The sequence below is a fragment of the Nostoc sp. genome (assembly GCF_036917095.1).
In the GTDB taxonomy this organism is placed as follows: Bacteria; Cyanobacteriota; Cyanobacteriia; order Cyanobacteriales; family Nostocaceae; genus Nostoc.
This window is the reverse complement of record NZ_JBALFH010000016.1, coordinates 16,436-40,355: the sequence shown is the minus strand read 5'-3', so window position 1 is coordinate 40,355 and position 23,920 is coordinate 16,436. Positions and strand designations below refer to the sequence as shown.

20 protein-coding genes and 2 pseudogenes are annotated in these 23,920 nt (G+C 42.8%); 13 read left to right on the top strand and 9 right to left on the bottom strand.

Annotation, left to right across the window (positions count from 1 at the left end):
- Window positions 1-83: 83 nt before the first annotated feature.
- The 10 genes and pseudogenes from psbB to V7L01_RS35390 form a co-directional block, all read left to right on the top strand.
- Window positions 84-1,613 (top strand): photosystem II chlorophyll-binding protein CP47, encoded by a 1,530-nt coding sequence (gene psbB / locus V7L01_RS07215; protein WP_335033264.1) that lies wholly within the window; start codon window positions 84-86, stop codon window positions 1,611-1,613.
- 110 nt (window positions 1,614-1,723) lie between these two features.
- Window positions 1,724-1,831: a photosystem II reaction center protein T gene (locus V7L01_RS07210; RefSeq protein WP_084227385.1), complete on the top strand. Its 108-nt coding sequence runs from the start codon at window positions 1,724-1,726 to the stop codon at window positions 1,829-1,831.
- A 279-nt stretch (window positions 1,832-2,110) separates the two neighbouring features.
- Window positions 2,111-3,238, top strand: a complete 1,128-nt coding sequence (locus tag V7L01_RS07205) for a 30S ribosomal protein S1 (protein WP_335033262.1) — start codon at window positions 2,111-2,113, stop codon at window positions 3,236-3,238.
- 161 nt (window positions 3,239-3,399) lie between these two features.
- The gene (locus tag V7L01_RS07200; protein WP_335033260.1) at window positions 3,400-4,134 is read left to right on the top strand and encodes an HAD family hydrolase; all 735 of its coding nucleotides are present in this window, start codon (window positions 3,400-3,402) and stop codon (window positions 4,132-4,134) included.
- A 128-nt stretch (window positions 4,135-4,262) separates the two neighbouring features.
- Window positions 4,263-4,847 carry a Uma2 family endonuclease gene (locus V7L01_RS07195; protein WP_335033258.1) on the top strand — a complete coding sequence of 195 codons (585 nt, stop codon included), beginning with the start codon at window positions 4,263-4,265 and terminating at the stop codon, window positions 4,845-4,847.
- A 954-nt stretch (window positions 4,848-5,801) separates the two neighbouring features.
- Entirely contained in the window at window positions 5,802-6,434 is a 633-nt protein-coding gene (locus V7L01_RS07190; RefSeq protein ID WP_335033256.1) for a DUF4360 domain-containing protein, read from the top strand.
- Between the two features lie 389 nt (window positions 6,435-6,823).
- The gene (locus V7L01_RS07185; protein WP_335033254.1) at window positions 6,824-7,462 is read left to right on the top strand and encodes a DUF4360 domain-containing protein; all 639 of its coding nucleotides are present in this window, start codon (window positions 6,824-6,826) and stop codon (window positions 7,460-7,462) included.
- Window positions 7,463-8,015: 553 nt separating this feature from the next.
- Window positions 8,016-8,648: a DUF4360 domain-containing protein gene (locus V7L01_RS07180; protein WP_335033252.1), complete on the top strand. Its 633-nt coding sequence runs from the start codon at window positions 8,016-8,018 to the stop codon at window positions 8,646-8,648.
- A gap of 182 nt (window positions 8,649-8,830) precedes the next feature.
- Window positions 8,831-9,505: a DUF4360 domain-containing protein gene (locus V7L01_RS07175; RefSeq protein WP_335033250.1), complete on the top strand. Its 675-nt coding sequence runs from the start codon at window positions 8,831-8,833 to the stop codon at window positions 9,503-9,505.
- 132 nt (window positions 9,506-9,637) lie between these two features.
- A pseudogene (locus V7L01_RS35390) lies at window positions 9,638-9,859 on the top strand (IS701 family transposase); the annotation flags it as partial.
- A gap of 561 nt (window positions 9,860-10,420) precedes the next feature.
- Here V7L01_RS35390 and V7L01_RS07170 read toward each other — a convergent pair.
- Window positions 10,421-11,437, bottom strand: coding sequence for a sulfate/molybdate ABC transporter ATP-binding protein (locus tag V7L01_RS07170; RefSeq protein ID WP_335033248.1), 1,017 nt, complete (start codon window positions 11,435-11,437; stop codon window positions 10,421-10,423).
- A gap of 94 nt (window positions 11,438-11,531) precedes the next feature.
- Window positions 11,532-12,041, bottom strand: coding sequence for a membrane protein insertion efficiency factor YidD (gene yidD / locus V7L01_RS07165; RefSeq protein WP_335033246.1), 510 nt, complete (start codon window positions 12,039-12,041; stop codon window positions 11,532-11,534).
- Window positions 12,042-12,234: 193 nt separating this feature from the next.
- Between yidD and chlP the strand changes: the two genes are divergently transcribed.
- Window positions 12,235-13,455 (top strand): geranylgeranyl reductase, encoded by a 1,221-nt coding sequence (gene chlP / locus V7L01_RS07160; RefSeq protein ID WP_335033244.1) that lies wholly within the window; start codon window positions 12,235-12,237, stop codon window positions 13,453-13,455.
- A 118-nt stretch (window positions 13,456-13,573) separates the two neighbouring features.
- On the opposite strand, the gene V7L01_RS07155 is transcribed toward chlP, so the two are convergent.
- Window positions 13,574-15,082, bottom strand: a complete 1,509-nt coding sequence (locus V7L01_RS07155; RefSeq protein WP_335033243.1) for an FAD-binding oxidoreductase — start codon at window positions 15,080-15,082, stop codon at window positions 13,574-13,576.
- A gap of 30 nt (window positions 15,083-15,112) precedes the next feature.
- Between V7L01_RS07155 and V7L01_RS07150 the strand changes: the two genes are divergently transcribed.
- Window positions 15,113-16,465: a pentapeptide repeat-containing protein gene (locus V7L01_RS07150; protein WP_335033241.1), complete on the top strand. Its 1,353-nt coding sequence runs from the start codon at window positions 15,113-15,115 to the stop codon at window positions 16,463-16,465.
- Between the two features lie 20 nt (window positions 16,466-16,485).
- On the opposite strand, the gene V7L01_RS07145 is transcribed toward V7L01_RS07150, so the two are convergent.
- The 5 genes and pseudogenes from V7L01_RS07145 to V7L01_RS07125 all read right to left on the bottom strand — a co-directional run bounded on the left by V7L01_RS07145 (window position 16,486) and on the right by V7L01_RS07125 (window position 20,818).
- Complete coding sequence (locus V7L01_RS07145) at window positions 16,486-17,121, bottom strand: Uma2 family endonuclease (RefSeq protein ID WP_335033239.1); 636 nt, start codon at window positions 17,119-17,121, stop codon at window positions 16,486-16,488.
- Between the two features lie 355 nt (window positions 17,122-17,476).
- Window positions 17,477-18,172, bottom strand: a complete 696-nt coding sequence (locus V7L01_RS07140) for a calcium-binding protein (RefSeq protein ID WP_335033237.1) — start codon at window positions 18,170-18,172, stop codon at window positions 17,477-17,479.
- 404 nt (window positions 18,173-18,576) lie between these two features.
- Window positions 18,577-18,849 (bottom strand): annotated as a pseudogene (locus V7L01_RS07135) (Uma2 family endonuclease); the annotation flags it as partial.
- A 161-nt stretch (window positions 18,850-19,010) separates the two neighbouring features.
- Complete coding sequence (gene map / locus V7L01_RS07130; RefSeq protein WP_335033235.1) at window positions 19,011-19,796, bottom strand: type I methionyl aminopeptidase; 786 nt, start codon at window positions 19,794-19,796, stop codon at window positions 19,011-19,013.
- Between the two features lie 11 nt (window positions 19,797-19,807).
- Window positions 19,808-20,818 (bottom strand): Gfo/Idh/MocA family protein, encoded by a 1,011-nt coding sequence (locus V7L01_RS07125; RefSeq protein ID WP_335033233.1) that lies wholly within the window; start codon window positions 20,816-20,818, stop codon window positions 19,808-19,810.
- 744 nt (window positions 20,819-21,562) lie between these two features.
- On the opposite strand from V7L01_RS07125, the gene V7L01_RS07120 reads away from it, so the two are divergent.
- A complete protein-coding gene (locus tag V7L01_RS07120; RefSeq protein ID WP_335033231.1) occupies window positions 21,563-21,862 on the top strand; it encodes a ferredoxin in 300 nt (99 codons plus the stop codon).
- A 209-nt stretch (window positions 21,863-22,071) separates the two neighbouring features.
- Here the strand turns inward: V7L01_RS07120 and V7L01_RS07115 are convergent, their stop codons facing one another.
- A complete protein-coding gene (locus tag V7L01_RS07115) occupies window positions 22,072-23,808 on the bottom strand; it encodes a SpoIID/LytB domain-containing protein (protein WP_442936950.1) in 1,737 nt (578 codons plus the stop codon).
- Window positions 23,809-23,920: the final 112 nt, after the last annotated feature.

Here is a 23,920-nt window from a genome sequence, read left to right as displayed (position 1 = left end):
TTTCTGAGTGGCGACTTTCGTTTCTCAGAACCTCAGTAAGAAAATTGCTTTGTAAACTAACTCATCGAGGAGGAGCGTAGTCGATGGGACTACCCTGGTACCGAGTACATACAGTCGTTCTGAATGATCCAGGGCGACTGATTTCTGTACACCTAATGCACACAGCCTTAGTAGCAGGCTGGGCTGGTTCGATGGCACTCTACGAACTAGCTGTTTTTGATCCTAGCGATCCAGTTCTCAACCCAATGTGGCGTCAAGGAATGTTCGTCTTGCCGTTCATGTCACGTTTGGGTGTTACTCAATCTTGGGGTGGTTGGAACGTTACTGGTGGGCCATCAACCGATCCTGGCTTTTGGTCATTTGAAGGCGTTGCAGCAGCTCATATTGTTCTTTCCGGTCTGCTATTTTTAGCCGCCGTATGGCACTGGGTTTACTGGGATTTGGAACTTTTTAGAGATCCCCGCACTGGTGAACCGGCTCTCGACTTGCCAAAAATGTTTGGCATTCACCTGTTCTTATCTGGTCTACTTTGTTTTGGATTTGGTGCTTTTCATGTCACCGGACTATTTGGGCCGGGGATATGGGTTTCTGACGCTTATGGTGTAACTGGTGCAGCCCAGGCAGTAGCACCAGAATGGGGCCCAGATGGTTTTAACCCCTATAACCCTGGTGGCATTGCGGCTCACCACATTGCCGCTGGTGTTGTTGGTATTATTGCAGGCTTATTCCACCTCACAGTAAGACCCCCCGAACGGCTCTACAAAGCCCTACGGATGGGGAACATTGAAACAGTACTTTCTAGCAGTATTGCAGCAGTATTCTTTGCTGCTTTCGTTGTTGCTGGTACTATGTGGTACGGTAACGCCGCCACTCCCATCGAATTGTTTGGTCCTACCCGCTATCAATGGGATCAGAGCTACTTCCGTCAAGAAATTCAGCGCCGCGTCCAAACAAGCGTTGCTCAAGGTGCAACCCTTGACCAAGCTTGGTCGCAGATTCCCGAAAAACTGGCTTTCTATGATTACGTCGGTAATAGCCCCGCTAAAGGCGGTCTATTCCGTACAGGGCCAATGGTGAAGGGTGATGGCATTGCCCAGTCTTGGCAAGGTCATGCCATATTCAAAGATTCTGAAGGACGGGAATTGACCGTGCGTCGTCTCCCCAACTTCTTTGAAACCTTCCCAGTGATCTTGACCGACGCAGATGGAATTGTCCGCGCTGACATTCCCTTCCGTCGGGCAGAATCTAAGTATAGCTTCGAGCAATCTGGTGTCACTGTTAGTTTCTACGGTGGCGATCTGAATGGTAAAACCTTTACAGAGCCAGCTGATGTGAAGAAGTATGCCCGTAAAGCTCAAGGCGGTGAAATCTTTGAATTTGACCGGGAAACCTTGAACTCTGATGGTGTATTCCGCACCAGTCCTAGAGGTTGGTTTACCTTTGGACACGCCGTATTTGCTCTGCTGTTCTTCTTTGGTCACCTCTGGCATGGCGCTCGGACAATCTACCGAGACGTATTTGCTGGTGTTGATGCGGATCTAGAAGAGCAAGTTGAGTGGGGTCTGTTCCAGAAAGTGGGTGACAAATCAACCCGCCGGAAGGAAGCTCTCTAATTTCAGTGCTGAGTTCTGAGTGCTGAGTTCGGAGTTAAGGCTCTGACTCAGCATTCGGTGACTCAGTACTCAGAACTTTAATTACTGGCTGGATAGGCAGGAATCGTAATATGGAAAGCGTTGCGTACATCTTGATTTTTACTCTGTGTATAGGTACTCTCTTCTTTGCGATCGCATTTCGCGAACCCCCTCGCTTTGAGAAACCAAAAGATAAGTAGATCCTATATACCAGACCTTTAAGCAGATTTAACGTTAATATCCGTTGCTATTAAACATGGTAGCAACGGATATTATTGTGTTTGTCCTTTAATCAATAACCAATCATTTTAATAATTGTGATATAATTTCCAATCTTGGAGTAGATATGTGTTAATACTAGCTTTTCTGCGCTAGGATGAAAATGGATTGTTAAGTGTAAGCTGCCATAAAAGTGCTTACATAAGGCATCACGCTTATCGCACAACCTTTACGGAGACTAGAACCAGGAACAAATCAGCATGGTCAATCAGAATTTAACCGCTACAGAAATTGGATTCACTCACGAAGATTTCGCTGCTCTACTTGACAAATACGATTATCATTTTAGCCCTGGTGATGTTGTACCAGGAACAGTTTTCAGTATAGAGCCGCGCGGCGCTCTGATTGACATTGGTGCTAAAACCGCAGCATATATACCTATACAAGAAATGTCTATTAACCGGGTAGATAGCCCGGAAGAAGTCTTACAGTCAAACGAAACGCGGGAATTTTTCATCCTCACCGATGAAAACGAAGATGGTCAATTAACCCTTTCCATTCGCCGCATTGAATATATGCGGGCTTGGGAGCGCGTGCGACAGCTGCAAGCAGAAGATGCTACTGTCCGTTCTGGCGTATTTGCCACCAATCGGGGTGGAGCATTGGTACGGATTGAGGGATTACGTGGTTTTATCCCCGGTTCCCACATCAGTACTCGCAAACCTAAAGAAGAATTGGTAGGCGAAGAACTGCCATTGAAATTCCTAGAAGTGGACGAAGAACGTAACCGCTTAGTTCTATCTCACCGTCGAGCGCTGGTTGAGCGCAAGATGAACCGCCTAGAAGTGGGCGAAGTAGTAATTGGTACAGTTCGTGGGATCAAACCCTACGGTGCTTTCATCGACATTGGCGGCGTCAGCGGTCTACTGCACATTTCTGAGATTTCCCACGAACATATTGATACACCTCATAGTGTGTTCAATGTCAATGATGAAGTGAAAGTTATGATCATTGACTTGGATGCAGAAAGGGGTCGGATTTCCCTATCTACCAAGCAGCTAGAACCTGAACCCGGCGACATGATTAAAAACCGGGATTTGGTCTACGATAAAGCAGAAGAAATGGCTGCTAAGTATCGCGAACAGCTGTTAGCCAAGCAACAAGGTGCTACTGCTGCGCCTGCTGCATCTGTAGAAGTTGTAGCAGAAGAAGAAATTCCACCAGCAGTGGAACTCGATGAAGAAATTCCACCAGCAGCGGAACTAGAAGAAGAAATTCCACCAGCAGCAGAACTAGAAGAAGAAATTCCACCAGCAGCGGAACTTGAGGAAGAGATTCCACCAGCCACGGAAACTGAAGAGGAAATTCCAGTAGCTATTGAAGAATAATAGATTTTTTATAGTTTTACTTATTTTTAAGTAAGAATATCAAATCATTTTATAAAGAGGGTTTTTCCCTCTTTTTTTATGTGGAGTATCGCTAAAAGTGAAGAGTGGTAGTTAAAAATTAGGAATAATAACTTCTAATTAAATAAGTGGGGTGAAATATTATGGCAACTATTAAATGTAGAAACATTACTTTTGATAATATCCAGGCAATTTTGTTTGACAAAAACGGTACTCTAGAAGATTCAGAAACGTATTTGCGAGCGATCGCACAAAAGGCAGCAAGATTAATAGATGCTCAATTCCCTGGAACTGGGGAACCCCTATTAATGGCATTTGGCGTCAATGGCAATCTTCTAGACCCCGCAGGTTTAATATCAGTAGCAAGCCGCCGCGAAACAGAAGTGGCAGCAGCAGCATATATTGCCGAGACTGGAAAAGGATGGTTTGAGTGCTTACAAATAGCTCGTCAAGCTTTGAATGAGGCAGAGAAATATATTGGACAAACTCCTTCACCACTGTTTGTTGGTAGCTTAGAAATTTTGAAATCCCTGCAAGAAGGCGGACTAAAACTCGGTATCCTCTCAGCGGCGACAACTGAAGAAGTAAGTAAGTTTGTCGCTAATCACCAATTAAGTGATTATATCCACTTAGAAATGGGAGTAGACGAAGGGCCGAGTAAACCAGATCCAGTATTATTTTTGCAAGCTTGCCAAGCTTTGGGAGTCGAACCAGGCGCTACATTAATGGTGGGTGATTCAGTTGGTGATATGCAAATGGCACGTGATGCTAAAGCCGCAGGTTGTATTGGTATCACTTGGGTGGGTAAGTCCGATAACGTCCGAGGTGCGAATGTAGTGATTAATCAACTTGATGAAATCCAGATTTTAGAAGAGTAATTTATAGCAGTTTTCAATCGCGTGAATTAGGGGCACACACATATGTGTCCCTAATATCATAGTATTTAATTTTTGTCAAGTTAAAGATGCTAAAATATTAATTGCTCCTCACAGTTGCTAAACAAGTCATGCAAAACACAGAAACGACCTTAAAGCTTCGCCTGTGGACAGTTGAAGAATACCACCGGATGGCTGAGGCTGGGATTTTTGGTGCAGATGAACGAGTAGAACTGCTAGAAGGAAAGATAATTTGGCTGATTGCTAAAGGGACAGCCCATAGATCGGCAGTGGGGAGAACAGATAGATTGCTGCAAAATATTTTAAGGAATCGGGCTTTGATATGTGTTCAAGACCCAGTAAAATTAAACGCACGCTCTGAACCAGAACCGGATATAGCTGTCGTTAAAGTAGATCCGTTGGACTACGCAGACCACCATCCCATTCCAAAAGAAGTTTATCTGATTATTGAGGTAGCAGATAGCAGCCTGAAACTAGACTGCGAAATCAAAGCTAAAGCCTACTCCCAAGCGGGAATTATTGATTATTGGGTGTTAGATGTGGTTAGTCGTCAATTGCACGTCTTTCGAGAACCAAGTGAGGATGGCTATCAAAGCGAAGTTATTTTAGCAGAAGATGCGATTATTTCGCCTTTACAGTTTCCTGATTTGAGCATTGCAGTTTTGGAAATGTTACCACCGTTGAGAGGATCTTAGGTTAAGAGCAATGTCTGATGACAAGCCCTAGTAATGGATAACACTTGCACAGACCCCAAGTGGAGCAAGTGGCTACGGAAGGAAACCCTATGTAGAGCGCTGTCTCTCTCCTCCTGTCTACGTACTTTCTCAGAACAATTCGCTAAAGATATGTCTTTAGATAGATAGGATATACTTCTCAGGTAACTTATGGTGATTAGCGACACATTATTGTGTGATGTAAATTCTCAATTGAAAAAGAATTCAGAAGTCATAATTCAGGAGTCAAAATCAATTAGTGAAGAATTCAGCGCAAAATCGGAGCGATCGCTTCTCCTGCCCTGAACTTTCCACTCTTAAGAGGATGTTTGAAAAGTATTATTCCTAACGCTAAAAGCTCCCAAACCTAACCCACCGAGCAATTCTTCTGTAGAAGGGAATCGGAGTTTCAAAGCCTCTCTCTGTTTTGGGGAGAGGGATAGAAGCAGGGTTTTTAGTATACTTTAAGACTATCCAAACATCCTCTTAGACCCGCCACTTTATTGTTGACTACTAAATCGTTCGCGCGTAGCGTCTCCAAAGGAGAAGATTTAGTGAGGGTCTTAATCTCATATATTTAGACGCTCGCTGACTAGCTCTAAGCGTTGGCGCAGCCTTGGGTAGAGAAGGCTTTATGCTGCGCGATTCGCCAGTCGCACTCCAATTCTATTGGATAATTCTGATTTCTGACTCCTAAATTCTTTTCTGAATAAGTGAAATACGCTGATAAATAATTTCAGAGCCAGAAATTCATTGTTTTTTACTATTTTCTGTCTCCCTTAACCAGAGCGTATTGCATACAGTTAATAATTGCTATGAATTCCCAAACCCCACAGAGGCTGCTGGGTAATATTTCTTTGTTTAGAAGTATTTTAGGGAATTTTAAGTTGCAGCTAATGTGCACAGGAAATTACACGTTTTTGCGGAGTCGTTAATATGAAAGTTTTAACTGGCATTCTTTCCAGTTTGACGCTACTGAGTTTAAATGTTGTGGGTTTATCTCAGGTACAGGCTCAAACAAAAGGGTTTGAGTTTCAAAAAGTTCCAGTCACTCTTTTAGGAAATGGTTGCCCATCGGGAACAGCAGAGGGAATTTTGAATGGAGATACTCTTTCAGTAACATTTTCTGAGTTTGAAGCTTTAGCTTCACCTCCTAAAGTTGTATCAAAATCCTGTAATCTGCGGATTGGTCTTAATGTACCTTCTGGATTGAACGTTCAGCCGATTAATGTCAAGTATCTTGGCTTTGCAGATGTGCCTCAAGCCGGCAGTGCTGACCTGAATGTTAAAATCCTCTTTCAAGGTCAACAAGTTACAACTAACAATAATCCAAACACAACCTTTAAGGCTGGCTTCTCTGATGTTTGGAGCAAAGATGTAGGTATCACATTAGGCACAATTAATGCATGTAAGAAGCCAGTGAGTTCGATTTTTGGTATCAATACAAATCTGACGGCAAGGGCTAGAGGTATACCTGCCAATCAAGAAACTCAAATCCGAATTGATACAATCGACACAACAATCGGCCCTGTATTGTTCCAAATCAAGTTTGCTTTTAATCCTTGTTAAGTTTTTTAAATGCATAGTAAGTTTTGCATTTAATTTTTCCCAAAAGCTCCTCTCTCTAAAGCTGCTTTACCAGTTTATCGAAAAATTTCTTCCAATCTCTCTGAAGAAATCTTTGACTCTGTGTCTTGATAAATAGCATTGACAACAAAATAGCAATTCTCAAATAAATGAAATACGCTGATAAATAATTTCAGATCCAGAAATTCATTGTTTTTTACTATTTCTGTCTACGTTAACCAGAGCGTATTTCACACAATTAAGAACTGCTATAAACGTCCAAAGCCCAAAGAGACTGGTAGATACAATTTCTTTGTGTCCAAGAATATCGCGAAATTTTAAGTTGCAGCTAATGTGCACAGGAGATTACACCTTTTCGCAGAGTCGTTAATATGAAAGTGTTAAGTGCTTTTATTTCCAGTTTGACGCTATTGAGTTTAAATGTTGTGGGTTTATCTCAGGTACAGGCTCAAGAGCAAGGATTTGAGTTTCAAAAAATACCAGTAATTCTTTCCGGGAATGGTTGCCCACCGGGAAAAGCACAGGCAATTTTGAATGGAGATACTCTTTCAATAACATTTTCTGAGTTTGAAGCTTTAGCTTCGCCTTCTAAGGTTGTATCAAAATCATGCAATCTGCGGATCGGTCTTAATGTACCTTCTGGATTTAACGTTCAGCCGATTAACATCAAGTATCTTGGCTTTGCAGATGTGCCTCAAGTTGGCGTCGGCAGTGCTGACCTTAACGTTAAAATACTCTTTCAAGGTCAACAAATTCCAACTGATAATAATCCAAACGCAACGTTTAAGGCTGGCTTCTCTGATGTTTGGAGCAAAGATGTAGCTATTACATTAGGCACAATCAATGCATGTGCAAAACCAGTGAGTTCGGTTTTTGGTATCAATTCAACTCTGACGGCAAGAGGTAAAGATATACCTCCAAATCAAGAAACCCAAATCCGAATTGATACAATTGACACAACAATTGGTCCTGTATTGTTCCAAATTAAGTTTGCTTTTAATCCTTGTTAGGTTTTTTAAATGCATAGTAAGTTTTGCATTTAATTTTTCCCAAAAGCTGAATTTTATAAAGCTGGTTTACCAACTTATCGAAAGATTTCTTCAGAGCAATCGGAAGAAATCTTTTAGCCTCTGTGTTTAAAAAAATAGTATTGGCAACACAGATGATAACCTCTCATCGATTTTTACTTCTTATCTTTTTGTTTGGTACGATCGAAAAATCGAACTAAATCGCAATTTGCAAAACATATCTCTTGGGATAGATAGAATATATTTATCAGGTGATTTATCATTTTTTCAAGGCTTATTGTGCGAGAATTATTGTGATAGCAATTCTCAAATAAGTAAAATACGCTGATAAATCATTTAAAAGCCAGAAATCCATTGTTTTTTCTATTTCTGTCTCCCTTAACTAGAGCGTATTGCACATAATTAATAATTGCTATAGATTCCTAAACCCCAAAGAGGCTGCTGGGTGATATTTCTTTGTTTAGAAGTATCTTAGGGACTTTTAAGTTGCAGTTAATATACACAGAAAAATACACGTTTTTGCGGAGTCGTTAATATGAAAGTTTTAACTGGCATTCTTTCCAGTTTGACGCTACTAAGTTTAAATGTTGTGGGTTTATCTCAGGTACAGGCTCAAACAAAAGGGTTTGAGTTTCAAAAAGTTCCAGTCACTCTTTTAGGAAATGGTTGCCCATCGGGAACAGCAGAGGGAATTTTGAATGGAGATACTCTTTCAATAACATTTTCTGCATTTGAAGCTAAAGCTTCACCTCCTAAGGTTGTATCAAAATCCTGTAATCTGCGGATTGGTCTTGATGTACCTTCTGGATTGAACGTTCAGCCGATTAACATCAAGTATCTTGGCTTTGCAGATGTGCCTCAAGGCGGTAGTGCTGATCTAAATGTTAAAGTCCTCTTTCAAGGTCAAGAAGTTCCAACTAACAATGATCCAAACGCAACATTTAACCCTGGTTTCTCAGATGTTTTGAGCAAAGATGTAGGTATTGTATTAGGTACAATAAATGCTTGTAAGAACCCAGTGAATTCGATTTTTGGTATCAATACAAATCTGACAGCAAGAGCTAGAGATATACCTGCCAATCAAGAAACCCAAATCCGAATTGATACAATCGACACAACAATCGGCCCTGTATTGTTCCAAATCAAGTTTGCTTTTAATCCTTGTTAGATTTTTTAAATGCATACTAAGTTTTGCATTTTATTTTTCACAAAAGCTGCTCTACCAACTTATTGAAAGATTTCTTCTAATCTATATGAAGAAATCTTTGACTCTCTATATTTAGAAATATAGGGCTTACTATACTGGTGAGATATAGCTGACTTCATATATATCTTTTCAACCTTAAGTATGTGCCCAATCCGATAGAGAATCGTTATATTATTGACAACAAAGCTGATAACCTCTCCTTATTTGATATGAAAATCTTAACCACTCTTATTTCCAGTTTGACGCTACTGAGTTTAAACATTTTGGGTTTATCTCAGGTACAGGCTCAACAACAGGGATTTCAGTTTCAATCAGTTCCAGTAACTCTTTCAGGAAATGGCTGCCCGTCGGGAAATCCCCAAGCAAGTTTGAATGGAGATACTCTGTCTGTAACTTTACCTTCATTTGAGGCTACAGCTTTACCTCCTAAGGTTGTAGCAAAATCTTGCAATCTGAGGATCGGTCTTAATGTGCCTGCTGGGTATAAAGTTAAGCCAACTAACATCAGTTATGTTGGCTTTGCAAATGTGCCTCAGGGGGGCAGTGGCGACCTAAGAGTTAGATTAGTGTTTCAAGGCAAAGATGTTCCAAATTCTAGTAACGATCCAAACGCAACGTTTCCATCCGGCTTTTTAAGTGGATGGGTAAAAAATGTAGCTATTACACCAGATGCAATAGACGCGTGTACTAAACCAGTGAATTCGGTTTTCGGCATCAATACAACTTTGATAGCGCGTGCCAGAAATGCAGCAGGTGGGCAAACCAAAGTTAGAATCGATAAAGGCTATCAAATTAAGTTTGCTTTTACTCGTTGTTAGTAGGGACAGATATAGCGGTGCATGTAGAAAGTTTGGACTTTAGACCTGCTTTTTAATTAAAGGTTAGTTGGTTTGTTGCGTTTCAACCTGACCTTCAACTCGACACAATTGAATTTCCTCGGTTTTGGAAGTAAGGAGGTATGTAGGATTGAGCAATTTATGGTAAGAACAAATGAGGCTGTTCATACTCACTTTTTTAGCGTTAGTCGCGCGTTTACTCAATTAAAGTTAATGCGAACTGAAGAGTTAATTAAAAACTGTTATGAACTCCATAGAAATTTGTCTCTTCAGGTGGCTCATGACTTCATACTAGAACACCTACAGTGGAAAATGGGTTTTGAATCCCTTAAATAGTTTTATGTCAATGCGTAAGTTCTGTAATTAGAACTTACGCATTGACATATATTTATACAACTATACGAAATTTGGGCTTTTGAGCCACATCTAATATTCAACACCCAACACAGTAAATTTGCGAGCAAATCAGGGTTGTGAGAAACGCCTGGAACTGACATTTTGCATAAGATGCATTATTGGCGCAATTTTTGTGGAAAATTTAAACCTCATTGGACTTGCTAAAGGAATACTAGCTTTTTCCAATTCTTCCAAATATTTCAACAGCGCTGTTTCAAACTTGGGCAAAAAAATACGTGTTCGCGGAGAATATCCACAAACAGTTTATCCGGATATCAAATTCACCTCAGTTTTGAAATAACTGAGGTGAATGACTATAAAGCCAAAATATTTAGAAAGTATGTAAATGGTTTAGAATTTCGTGCAATACTGCCAACTAAGGGACTTCCAAGAAATAAATTATCCAATCTTGTGGGGTGGGCATCTTGCCCGCCTTTGACTATGGGCGGGCGAGACGCCCACCCCACAATAAATAGTTGTATATTTTTTATTTGGGAGTCCCTAAACTGAATAAGATAATGGGAAGGACTTCGCATCCTTTGGCTTCACATACACTCGCTGTTTCGGTTCTAACTCTAAGTCATTAAAGCGATCGCGTGTTAAATGCGCCATCACTACTTGCCCGTCATCAAAAGTTAATTCCACCTGGATTTCCCAACCCAAATGTACCAACCGGGTCACCGTTGCAGCCGTAGTCGTACCGTTAGCAACCTTTTCTAAAATCACATCTTGCGGACGCAAAAATACTTGTGGGTGTGGCGTATCAAACCCGCTACTTTGAAAAATCCTCGAGGTGCTGGGTAACACATTCACCGGGCCGATGAAGCTCATTACAAATGCCGTGGCGGGATTATCGTAAATTTCTGCTGGTGTCCCCACCTGTTCCACACGGCCTTTATTCATCACCACAATTTCATCGGAGACTTCCATTGCTTCTTCTTGGTCGTGGGTAACGAAAACCGTGGTAACATGAACCTCATCATGGAGACGACGTAACCATGCCCGTAAGTCTTTGCGAACTTTAGCATCGAGTGCGCCGAAGGGTTCATCTAGCAGTAATACTTCAGGTTCTACTGCCAGGGCCCTTGCTAATGCTACCCGTTGTCTTTGACCACCAGAAAGTTGTGATGGATAGCGATCGCCTAGTCCAGTCAATTGCACCAATTCTAATAACTGCTCTACCCGCCCCTTAATCCTCTTTGGTTGTGCCTTCCGAATTTCTAAGCCAAAGGCAATATTCTGCCTGACGGTCAGATGCTTGAATAAAGCATAGTGCTGAAACACAAACCCAATATTCCGCTGTTGCACGCTTTGGTATGTAGCGTCCTTACCGGTAAGCAGGATTTTGCCGCTATCTGGCATTTCTAAACCTGAAATTAACCGTAGTAGCGTAGATTTACCCGATCCAGATGGCCCAAGCAACGCGACTAGCGAACCACTTTTAATTTCCAGGCTGACCTCATCGACTGCCTTGAAACTCCCGAATTGTTTGGAGACATTCTCAACTACTATGCCCACTGCTGCTATACCTCTGCAACTAAATCTACAGTTACTTGCTAGGATTACTGTGTCCTACATATACCATACATAGTTATTTATAGATGAACAAGATTTAGCTACCGCAACTGCCGCAATCGAGGAAGCTACAATCAGCAGCACTGCAATCTAGAAAACTGCAATCAGCAGCACCACAATCTAGGGAACCACAATCAGGAGTCATGCTAACCATTTCGGCACAATTGCAGCCCAAATCGGCACAATCAAAACAGTTAGTATTGTCGCTGCTAATAAATGAGGATTTTTGAGCAACTTTACCAGATGCTTGTTGTCGTTGCTGCGTATCTGCTTCTTCCTCTGGAAATTCTTTTGAGTTTTCGATTTGCACTCGCAAAATTTGGTTAGCTTGCTTGCAAGCTTGAAATCTTTCACGGGAATTAACAAAAGCTGCTTTTAACCCTTCCTTGGCAACTACTCGCTTGATGTATTGCGAGCAAGATTCGCCGCCATATAGTATTCTGTGGGCACAAGCAAAACCTTTGTGTGGAGAAATGTGCTTTTGATATCCAGTAATTGCAGCAGTACTAAGTTGTCTAGTAAAAGAATCGAATAAGGAAATCTGCATATTGGGGAGTGGTGACTGGGTAGGCAATATTCTTCATTTTTCCCAATCCGCAATACCCAATCTCCAATCCCCATTCGTATCGAAACATTAAGGAATATTGCATTTGTGCAGAAACCTGAAGGTAAACCGCCAAATCACCAGAAAGACCGTGGTAGTATGCTCTCGGTAAATGTGAAGATTGGGAGAAAGACCTTTGACACTACGGGTTGCTGTTATTGGGTCAGGCCCTGCTGGTTCATCTGCCGCTGAAACACTGGCAGCCTCTGGGATTGAAACCTACCTGTTTGAGCGGAAGTTAGACAATGCAAAGCCTTGTGGGGGCGCAATTCCCCTATGTATGGTGAGTGAATTTGACTTACCGCCAGAGATTATCGATCGCCGAGTACGGAAGATGAAAATGATTTCGCCTTCCAATCGCGAGGTTGATATCAATCTGATAAATGAAGATGAATATATAGGAATGTGCCGCCGGGAAGTCCTGGATGGCTTTTTGCGCGATCGCGCGGCAAAAGTAGGCGCAAATTTAATTAATGCCACTGTTCATAAACTTGATATACCAGGAAACAATACTGATCCCTATACCATTCATTACATTGACCATACAGATGGGATATCACAGGGTATTGCCAAAACTCTGAAAGTGGATCTGATTATTGGGGCGGATGGGGCTAATTCCCGCGTTGCTAAGGAAATGGACGCTGGGGATTACAATTATGCGATCGCTTTCCAAGAGCGAATTCGCTTACCCGAAGACAAAATGGCCTACTATAACGATCTCGCCGAAATGTATGTCGGTGATGACGTTTCTACCGATTTCTACGCTTGGGTTTTCCCCAAATATGACCACGTAGCTGTCGGTACTGGCACAATGCACATCAATAAAGCCAGCATCAAACAGTTACAAGCTGGCATCCGCGCCCGTGCTTCCGAAAAACTGGCAGGCGGTAAAATCATCAAAGTCGAAGCCCACCCCATTCCTGAACATCCCCGTCCCCGTCGTGTTGTCGGTCGCATCGCTTTGGTGGGAGATGCTGCTGGTTACGTTACCAAGTCTTCTGGTGAAGGTATTTATTTTGCCGCTAAATCTGGGCGGATGTGTGCCGAAACCATTGTAGAAACATCTAACAGTGGTAGCCGTATTCCTACAGAAGGCGACCTCAAGGTTTACCTGAAGCGTTGGGATAAAAGATACGGCCTCACTTATAAGGTGTTGGACATTCTGCAAACGGTGTTTTATCGTTCCGACGCTACCCGCGAAGCCTTTGTGGAAATGTGTGATGACCTCGATGTACAACGGCTAACATTCGATAGCTATTTGTATAAGACGGTTGTCCCAGCTAATCCCATCACCCAACTGAAAATTACTGCCAAAACCATTGGTAGCCTAATTCGCGGTAATGCTCTTGCACCTTAATTGAGTGCAAAGGGCTGGGACTTGCAACAAATTACCAATTTTGTGGGGTGGACATCTTGCACGCTTATTAATCAGGGCGGGCGAGACGCCCACCCCACAACATGTATAAATACTCCGTTTAACTGCCGTATTTCAGGTAAAAATAATTCTGGAAAATCCCGTTAGGGTCATACTTGCGCTTGAGGGCGAAAAATTTAACAGCTTGTGGATAGGCTCTATGAAATTGTTCAGGTGTGGCATGAAGACGATAGGGGAGATAGTACCTACCTCCGACTGCTAGGGCTGCATCAATCAGTTTCTGGGTCATTACCTGCATCTTTGCCTCCGCTTCTGGGGTGCGTTGCTGGTGAAACAGCATCACCAATCCAAAAACTTCGCGATCGGCATATCTAAGAAAACTGTCGTTATCCTGGCGAACATTTCGCACCGTGACATTGAGCAAATCCCCTTCGTTCTGGGGAATAATCGTGCGACACTTCTCTAAAAAAGCTTCCAGAGATTTAGGGGGAATAAAGTACTCATGCAGGATGTCAGTCTCTGCCTGGTGACGATTCTCAAATAAGGTGGAGGGACGGTTGAGAATTTGGTTTCTCAAAACCCGGTTTCCGGCTTCTCCCCCAACGATTTTTTCTAGCTGCCAGCGCAAGCTTTTGCCATAGTCACTGCCAATGCTGCCACGAAAAACCGTCCGAGGTAATCCAGATGCTTGTTTTTCTAAAGAGACAATAGGGTGAGTTGTTTCTGGAACTCGGTGGTAGGTGGTGAGAATGGCTTCTTGTAAAAAGCTTTCCGGTGCGACAGAAAGTCTACCGTATGCCATACCAATAGTGGCTACACCATCTACCCGTTGGCGATAGGTATCAATATAGTTCTCGCTCTTAATTACGAACCGTTCAGCTATATACGTCTCATTGGGTACTACTCTCAAGTCCACGTCAAGAACGATGCCGAATAGCCCGTAACCGCCTAAAACTAGAGAAAATAACTCTGGGTTTTCCTGTCTGGAACACTCCACAACCTTGCCACTTGCCAGCATTAATCGGAAACTTTCGACCGTGCTAGCAAAGGGGGGACTATTATGTTGCCAGCCATGAGCATTGGCACTCATTGTGCCACCAACAGAAAAATCGTTGTTGGACTGCATTACGGCGACAGAATAGCCACGTTCATTTAGGTAGGGAATAATTTCAGACCATTTAGCTCCTGATTGCACCGTTAGGATTTTAGTTGCCGGGTTGAATTGCATCCGGTTGAAGTGGAGCATATCCAGAGAGATGCCGTTAGCATACAGAGTTTGACCACCCATAGTGTGGCGCGAACCCGCGATCGCTACCTTCTTACCTTGACGCAAGGCATCTCTAAGTACAGACTGTAGTATTACCTCAGTAACTCCAGGCTGACTCTTAACCTGCTTAATTGTCACCTGTGTCTGGTTCAAGTGACTGGCATCATCAACCGTGCCGGGAGGCAGAGGTTGACGGTCATCGCGATCGCTCCAGGCTGTTAAAGTGAGGTGAGCAACAGGTCTAACAATGACCGTCAGGGCAATAGTTGTAGTTGCCAAAAGGACGAGCAGGATAATCTTCAGCCTGCTTTTTAAGAAATTACTGCGGTAGGAACGCTGCATAACCTGGATTGAGGGGGCAAAATAGAAAACATGACGATTGAATCCAATTCCTCTAATCTACCAACCCCAGAATCAGCCCCCGAAAATGGCTTGCAGCCAGATGACTTTGACGGGAGTGCAACTGAGAATAACCTAAGCTCAGAAGTACTAGCGACACAACAAGCACTAGCAGCGATCGCATCTTTGCAATCTCCGCAACATACAACTGCCCTCAAAGAAGCCCGTTCTGACTTCAAACAACCCATTACCAAACAATTTACAGTTAAGCCGAGGGCATTGCTGATTATTCTAATCGCGATCGCCATCACCTTCATTGGAATTATCCTGAATAACTGGATCGTTGGCATTATTGGCACGCTGATGGCTTTGTTGTTATCGCTTGCGATATTATTGCCTTGGTTGCAAGAAGTTTTAGACGAGTGGTTTTCCCCCCAAGAACGCACCCTATTTGTTGCTTTTTTGGGACTAATAGTAGCTATCATCGGCACGATCAGGTTCACAGGTTTAGGCGATCGCTTGCTGCTTTTAGGACGCCAGATTAACTGGGAAACTGCTGGTAGCCTCGCAGAATGGTTTGGTGCTTTGGGGCAAATTCTTATCGCCATCATCGCCGTTTACGTAGCATGGCGACAATATGTGATTTCCAAAGACTTGACAATTCAGCAAAACCTGCTAACAGTTCAGCAAAATATTATTACCCAGCAACAGACAATTGATTCTTATTTCCAAGGCGTTTCCGACTTGGTATTAGATGAAGAAGGATTACTAGAAGATTGGCCCCAAGAAAGAGCGATCGCTGAAGGACGGACTGCGGCAATTTTAAGTAGTGTCGATGGCAGTGGTAAAGCGAAAATTCTCCGCTTTCTCTCGCGTTCTAAGTTGCTCTCACCCCTAAAACGCGATCGGCTATTAGGTCGAGCCATTCTCGATGGAACTGGCGGATATGCAGAAGACCGCCTCGAAGGTGTGCGCGTCATCGATTTAGGCGTAATGCTAGCCGCAGCAGACCTTTCTGGTACTGATTTACGTTGGACTGACCTCAGCGAAGCTAATCTTGTCCGCGCTAACCTGGCCGATTGTGATTTAGTAAAAGCCAACCTCTCGCGCACAATTTTATACGGTGCTAATCTCAACGGTGCTGACATCAACGGGATTCGCCTATTCTATGGCGTAGTAGATAAAGCATCACCCCGCAGTCGCACTGAACCACCAGATTATGAAACCGGCGAACAAACCGGTGCTGTGGTAGAAAATGCCGATTTCAGCAATGTGCAACGCATGTCTGACTCTACACGTAACTACTGTTGCACTTGGGGTGGTGAAAAAACTAGAGGTACTATTCCTGGTGGTTGTGAAGGTATTCCTAATAAGTTGGGAAGATAGTTATAAGACTAGATAAAAAATTAGTTAGCTGCATTAAAAATCTGCTGTGCAGTTAAATTTAATTGGGGAAAGGTAGGTGATGAAATTACAGTGTTACCTTGAAACGCTATCATTTGATATTCATCATCAACTAATTCGCATACAAAAATAGTGGGTTGTTTGGGATTGCCGATGAACTTTCTTGCACCCAATGCAGCATAATCAGCAATCCAATATTCGGGAATGCCCATTTCTTCTCTTCGAGACGCTACGCGAGCATAATCCCTAAATTTATTGTAATAATCATCTCGCCAGTTAGTTGAAACAACTTCGATGACTATTGGAACCGATGCTGCTTGGCTTACTGTTGACTGTTTTTGAAAAAGCGGTTCATTGTCGAGATTATCAAGATTTAGCAGCAACACATCAGGCGAATAAGCCGATTCGGCAGAAGGAGTTTGGATCAATGCAGTTTTGGGTATAGTGTAGGGAAGATTCAGGCGATCAAACTCGACAGTTAGCTTACGGGCTATAAATCCTACAACTTTTTCATGCGAACCGGTTGGAGGCGGCATTTCAATAATTACTCCTTTGTGCAATTCATAGCGTTTTCCATCGTTGGGATACCATTCGATAAATTCATTGAAGGTTAGTAATTTTGGCAACGCTTGGGTCATAATCTTACCTCCATATATGTTTGACTTTATCATGCAATAAATGTTGATTAGGATTACAAATATATTAAATGGCTTTATGTAAATTCTTGGGGGTTGCCCGAATTCAATCAACGATTGCCCGAATTCAATCAATGACTACCCAAATTCAATCAACGACTGCCCAAATTTAATCAACGACTGTCCAAATTCAATCTACGACTGCCCGAATTCAATATAGGAACTTAGTACACGTCACCCTAAAAAAGGGTCGAAATTTAATTTTTTGTAGGTTGGGTTAAGCGGAGCGAAACCCAACCTACAGTTAGTATTTCTAACGCTGCCTGTAGAGACAGGGGACTTAAACCCCCAAAGTTCGTTAAACGATAATATCGCTTGCCACTAGTAGTGGTGATCCTGCAAGCTGAATCTCGAAATTAGCCGCTAGATTAATATCAGTGTTACCTTGGAGAATACCTCCAGAATAACGGATCTGACCTGCTGCGGTGAATGCGCGAGTTCCAATGTAAGTGAAAGCTTGGTCGCCTTTTTTGGTGGTGTTAGCATCTATGTTAGATATATCGATTATGTCACCGGGTAAGTTACCGTTTCCAACAAAGTCTTTGATAATATCTCGTGACAAACCAGGTTTACTATCTGAAACTGAAAGAAACAGGAAAACATCGTTGCCAGCACCCCCAATGAGGCTATCAGTGCCAACATCCCCAACGAGTTTATCAGGGCCAGCACCCCCATCGAGAGTATCGTTGCCACCAACGCCATAGAGGGCATCGTCGCCGTCCCCCGCACCCCCAACGAGGTAATCGTTATCACTAACGCCGCCAGAGTAATCATCATCGCCTATGATGACATCTCTGTAAGCACTGCCAACGATGAAATCGTTGCCAGCACCCCCATAGATAATATAGGAAGTAAAAATATCTTGCCCAGTGATAATGTCGTCACCGCCAAATCCTTTGATGGTAATTAGACTAAAGTAACCATCGCCAGGATAGCGATTGTAGTCAATCAAACTGTCAGGGCCATTCGTACCGTTAATAGTATAAACTGCCATTGATAAGTTTCTCCTTAACTTAGAGGGTAAAAAATTACCTCATCACTTCTCCATCAAAAAACGACGTTGCTAATTAAACGTATGAATTTGGTTCCTCCAAAAGCGCAAAGAAAACAGTTTTAAACATGGAGTGTCACACTTTCATTCAGCAACGCCGAGAAAATAATATGGAAAATAACGAGTGCCAAGAGATAACATAACCACACCCATTGGAGCAGGTCTTTGCTATTAACTTTGAATATTTGAGAAGCACTGGATTTATTGATGATGTTGACATCAAAAATAGTGCCAAGAGTCATGTTATATGATTTTTGCGCTTTTCCAACATAGCCCCCACTGACGAATTATTAAGCAGTTTAAATATTTCTCCCCAGAGAGCGTCACGTATTCCCCAATCTCTAACTCTAGCGACCCGCGACAAATATCTGTTCTGCGGTCAAATTCAGGTCTGGAAATGTTTGGGAGATGAGGCGTTCTGTTCCCCTAAATTGTTGTCCTTGATAAGTTCCATCGACTAACTGATAAATTGCGATCGCAGGTTCTTTGGATAAGCCAATGTAGCGCTTGCCTCCTAGCCCTAGATAATCTGCAATCCAATACTCCCCAATCCTTAGAGCTTCGTAGTCTTCCACTTTCCGGGCATAGTCATTCTGCCAATTGCTAGTGACAACCTCCAGTTCAGAACAAGAGCAGGTATTGCTGCTCTTAATTATTCTAACTACTGGGTAAGCAAGTTCGTAGTAAGGACTTTAGTCCTTATTTTCTAAGCACTCTTCGTGCTTACTAAAAATTCTTAAAACTAGCATAAAAATGAAAGAAATTTTTTCATAGTCTGCTGTCATACAGCCCAGTAATTCTCGCCTTCAGGTAGAGTGAGGATTTCAACGCCATCTTCAGTTACAGCTAAGGTATGCTCACATTGAGCAGAAAGTTTGCGATCGCGCGTTACCGCAGTCCATTTATCGCCCAGAACCTCGACTTCGTAAGTGCCTTCGTTAATCATTGGCTCAATAGTAAAAACCATCCCTGGTCTGAGGCGCTTGCCCTTACCGCGCGTGCCATAGTGGGGAACATCCGGCGCAGTATGGAAAATATTACTGATGCCATGTCCAACGAAATCTCGCACTACAGAAAAGCCTTGTCCTTCAGCATACTCTTGAATGGCTGCACCAATATCGCCAATGCGTGCCCCAGGTTTAACTTCAGCAATACCCAAGCGCAAACACTCTTCTGTCACCTCTACCAGCTTTCTCGTTTTTGGAGAAGGTGTACCAACAAAAAATGTCTTCGATGTATCGCCGTGATAACCCTCAACAATCGGCGTTACATCAATATTAATAATGTCACCTTCCTTAAGAATTTGCTTGGCGTTGGGAATGCCGTGACAAATTACCTCATTTACACTGGTGCAAATCGATTTAGGATAACCTTTATAGCCAAGGGGTGCGCTTTTTGCTCCATGAGCTTGCGTCCAACGTTCGGCTTCATCATTTAGTTCCAGAGTGCTAACTCCTGGCTTCACGAACGGTTCCAAATGCTGGAGAAGTTTAGCTGCTAAACGTCCAGCTTGACGCATTTTGTCTAATTCTCGTTGGGATAAAATAACAATTAGTTCGGTTTTCATTTAACGTTTATCTAAATATCTTTCATAAACATAGTTAACCCTGTCTTTGCAGCTCTTTGTGCAGCATCAGCAACCTTTAGGGTATACAAGCTCTCCTCTGGGGTAACGTACAAAGGAGTGCCATCAAAAAGATGGTCTAACACCATACTAGTGTCTTTAGCGAACAAACCCCGGCGAGGGCCAACTTCTATAGGTGTTGTTTCCTCTGACTGGATGAAAATTCCGGTATCGCCATCAAAAATTAAACCACCTTTTTCCCCGTGAACTTCAAACTTGCGTTCTGATTGCCAAATACTTTCACCTTTACCGTAGACTACTTGGGCTAAAAGTCCACTGTTAAAGCACAGTTCGCTAGTGCAAAAACAGGTTTGGTAGTATTCCGGTTCTAATTCCCAATATCGCTGGTGACAGTTAACAGTAAATACTTTACCAAATAAATCTGTGAGACGATGTAGGCGAGATAGGGCACCAATTAAGGGAAAACCGAACAACTCGTGGTTATAAGTCCATTTGCGGGGTGCAGGATTTTGGGGATTGATGGTGCTGTAGCGAACATAAAACACTTCACCAATTTTGGCTAAGTTTTTCTTCAAGGCTTGATGCAAACCACCCAAAAGTTCCAGGTGTTCAACGTGTAAGAGTTTTTGTTGTGCTTTGGCTAAGGCAATCAGTTCCTCAGCTTCGACTACATCTAACGAAAGGGGATACTCTACAATTACGTGTTTGCCGTTGGTAAGGGCTGCACGAGCGATCGCACCATGATCTCGATTAATAGTGGAGATTAGCACTAAGTCTATATCTTCACGCTCTACTAGCTCTTGCCAAGAACTCAACGCTTCAATCTGGTACTCTTTGGCAAAGTTTTCTGTTTTTTCTGCGGTATGACCAACAACTGCGATTAATTGCGATCGCATTTGCTCATTATGGAGAAATGCCTCTGTCCGAAACTTTGCCGCATACCCAGTACCCACCAAACCTACACGCACTCTTGCTTTTTCCAAAGCTGCTTCTGAATTATACATGATCCTCACTAGTTCTGTTCTCGATCCTGCCACGCTTTTAATGCTGAGATTCTCCATGAAGAGAGAATCCAATGACTTCACCAGTCTAGACTCTACAACATTCGTCCCACCCCCTCAAGGACGGATGAGGCTTTATTTGAAGCTAGGCAGAAGTACGTATGCAGTTCGATGTAGTCTTTTTCGTACCCCTATCCTGAAAGCTGACGACGCGCAGTATCAACCCACAGCAGAAGGAGAATAGGCAGAAAAAACCAATTGGAAGGGTCTTGAAATCAAGATTTACGCAATGAAAATCTGAAATCTAGATCCCTTTGAGCAAGCTTTAAAACTCTGTTTTCAAGGGTAGGGCTGTTGCTTTTCCTAAAAGTAGGGGCGCAAGGCCTTGCGCCCCTACTAATTTACAAGGAATAAAACAGCTCTGCTTTTTAAGATAAGTTGGCGATCTCTTCTGCGTAAGTTCTACAAAATATAGGTGGCATTAATCCTATTCATAGTTTTTCATTCCTAAGATAGGTTTTACTAATCACAGCCTGGCGAGTGCCGGAAATAATATAAATAAAACTTATCAGGATTAAGCAACTAAATTTCATTACTAATCGGGTTCAATTTCCAGTTACATCGTTTAATTTTTCTCGTAGTATCAGAATTGAAGCAAATTTCAACCAGCGGCTAATCCCACAGAACAGCCGTTAGCTTTGCCTAAAGATAACTTATAATGCCGTTTGTAAAAGAGAGGATTACTCAATGCCAAGTTTTAAAGTCACACTAATCAACGAAGCCGAAGGGCTGAACCAAACACTTGATGTTGATGACGATACCTATATTTTAGACGCCGCTGAAGAAGCTGGTCTTGACCTGCCCTACTCTTGCCGCGCTGGTGCTTGCTCGACCTGTGCAGGTAAACTTGTAAAGGGTACCGTCGATCAGGGTGACCAGTCATTCTTAGATGACGATCAAATAGAAGCTGGATATGTACTGACCTGTGTCGCTTACCCAACCTCTGACGTGACAATCGAAACTCACAAAGAAGAAGAACTCTACTAAGAGTTGGACACCTCAGCAAGAAACCTCTTGCAAGAGTTAATGATGTTGACAAAATACAAGCATGGCATCTATCTAGGGCGAACGCCCTTTCAATGCCGTGTGTACCTCTGAAAGCGACTTTGATAAAAAGCCTAATTCCCTGTTGAGCAGGAACACAGTAAAGCTTGTGTTCCTGCTTGATTTTTTAAGTATGGAGTTTCCCGATTAGCTTAAAGTTTAGTCTCTTTGCTGAGAATTTGAATTTGAGTACCAGGATAGTAGAATTGGAGAATTTTTGGACTTGACCAACCTAATTTAGCTAAATTTTGAGCGCCAGTTTGACTCAAGCCGACTCCATGTCCTAATCCACCCCCAATAAAAGCGTATCCCCACAGTTCGGGTTTGCCTTTGTTCAGGGGTTCTATGTAGAATAGTGTACTTCTAGGAGCAGCAAAGGCACTACGAACTTCATCTTTGTGGAGAACAAAGGTGCTGTTATCAGTTTTAACCGCGAGTTCAAGGATGCGTCCACTCTCGCTTCGCTTCACTACTGCCATAGCCTGAATTGTCTTAAATTTGGCATAAGGACTGTTTTTCACCTGCAAAAATTTCTGCAAGTCCTTAGTAATATCCTTTAAAGAGGTTTCCTTGTGCCAACGAAACATATCCCACTTGCTTTCATTAAATCCTTGTTGCGTATTAATAAATTTTTGGAAGTTATTTTCATCTGCTAAACTCTGCTTAGACAAGTTCCAAAAATTAGTCGGAGCATCGAGTACAGGACGTAGATAGGGACGATCGTCGCCATTCCAGACATCGCTGAAGGAGGCGGTAACGCCACCCGTGGTGGAAGAATACAGGGCATCTACTAGTTCGTTTTTATAAGTTACTACCTTACCCCTGGTGGAAGCGATCGCTTGGTCTGTTTTGGCAGCCGCTCCATTCAGTCCATAATAAACTTGGCAGTGAGTATCAGCACACAGCTGATAGTTATCTGCGGCAAACCTACGTAAATTTCTCAAGGCATAAGTCCGGGCGAGAATTGCCTGGGCTTCCAGCGCCGCTGTTGGTGCATCTGTGCCTATTTCATAAGGCACAACCCCACGCAAATAAGTTTCTAAAGGTACTTGATTAACTAGAGTGTATGTGCGGTAAGCATTTGGCTGCAAAGTCAGTCGCCCAGCGTAAAGGCGAGCATTTTCTGGTTTTTCGCTTTTATTCACCCGAATCAAGTTTTTATCAGTGCTAATTTCTAAATCATCCGGGCTATAGCGCTTACCATCCACCACCCAACTGACTCGCGGCACTTGTTTCCAAATTTTAGTATTAAGATATACTTTTTCTTTGGTAGAAGCTTGGATGTTCTGTAATAGCAAGCGTCGCAGTAAAGGAGTGCTGTAAACATCTCGTTTAGCCCAAACCTGCCACCGTTCTGGCTGGGCTATTTCTACTTCTATTCCCTGAGAACGCCATTTATTAGCGGCGTCTTCCGCAGTTTCAAAGGTGCGGTATGTGCCCAAAACTACCACTTCTTGGACTGCTGACTGGGGTAAAGCTTGCATGACTGTTTCCAGCTTTACAGGGTTCTTGGTAACCAGGGTTTGCTGCTTGTTGCCCGCTTTAAATTTTAGCTTTAAGCGATCGCCTTTTATGGGTTCCAATTGCAGCTTGGCTGTGGGTTGCTCGCCAAATCGCTGCACAATCCCAATTTTCAGTTCCATACCCTGGATGTTGCTCTCAGGGGCTGATGCAGCAGTTAGTCCCAATAGACAAAATGTTGTCAGCACAGTGTGGGAAAAACGCCAAAACGAAAATTTCATACCTACCTGATGACGTACCCCTACGGGGAAGCAAGCTAGCAAGAGCGTCTCTAAGAGTTGCAGTAACGAGTAATCGAGCGTCTGCCCCTTAATGCGGCGTTGGAGCTGATTTTCCAATTGCTTTGTAGCGCGGTTTTTTTGTCGCATGAGTGCTCCAATGATACCATTACCAGTTTTGCTCAAGGTGGTTGCAAAACGAAGTCATAATGACTATGATTTATTAAGAGGCACAAAACAGAACTAGTTGGATAAACTCTTT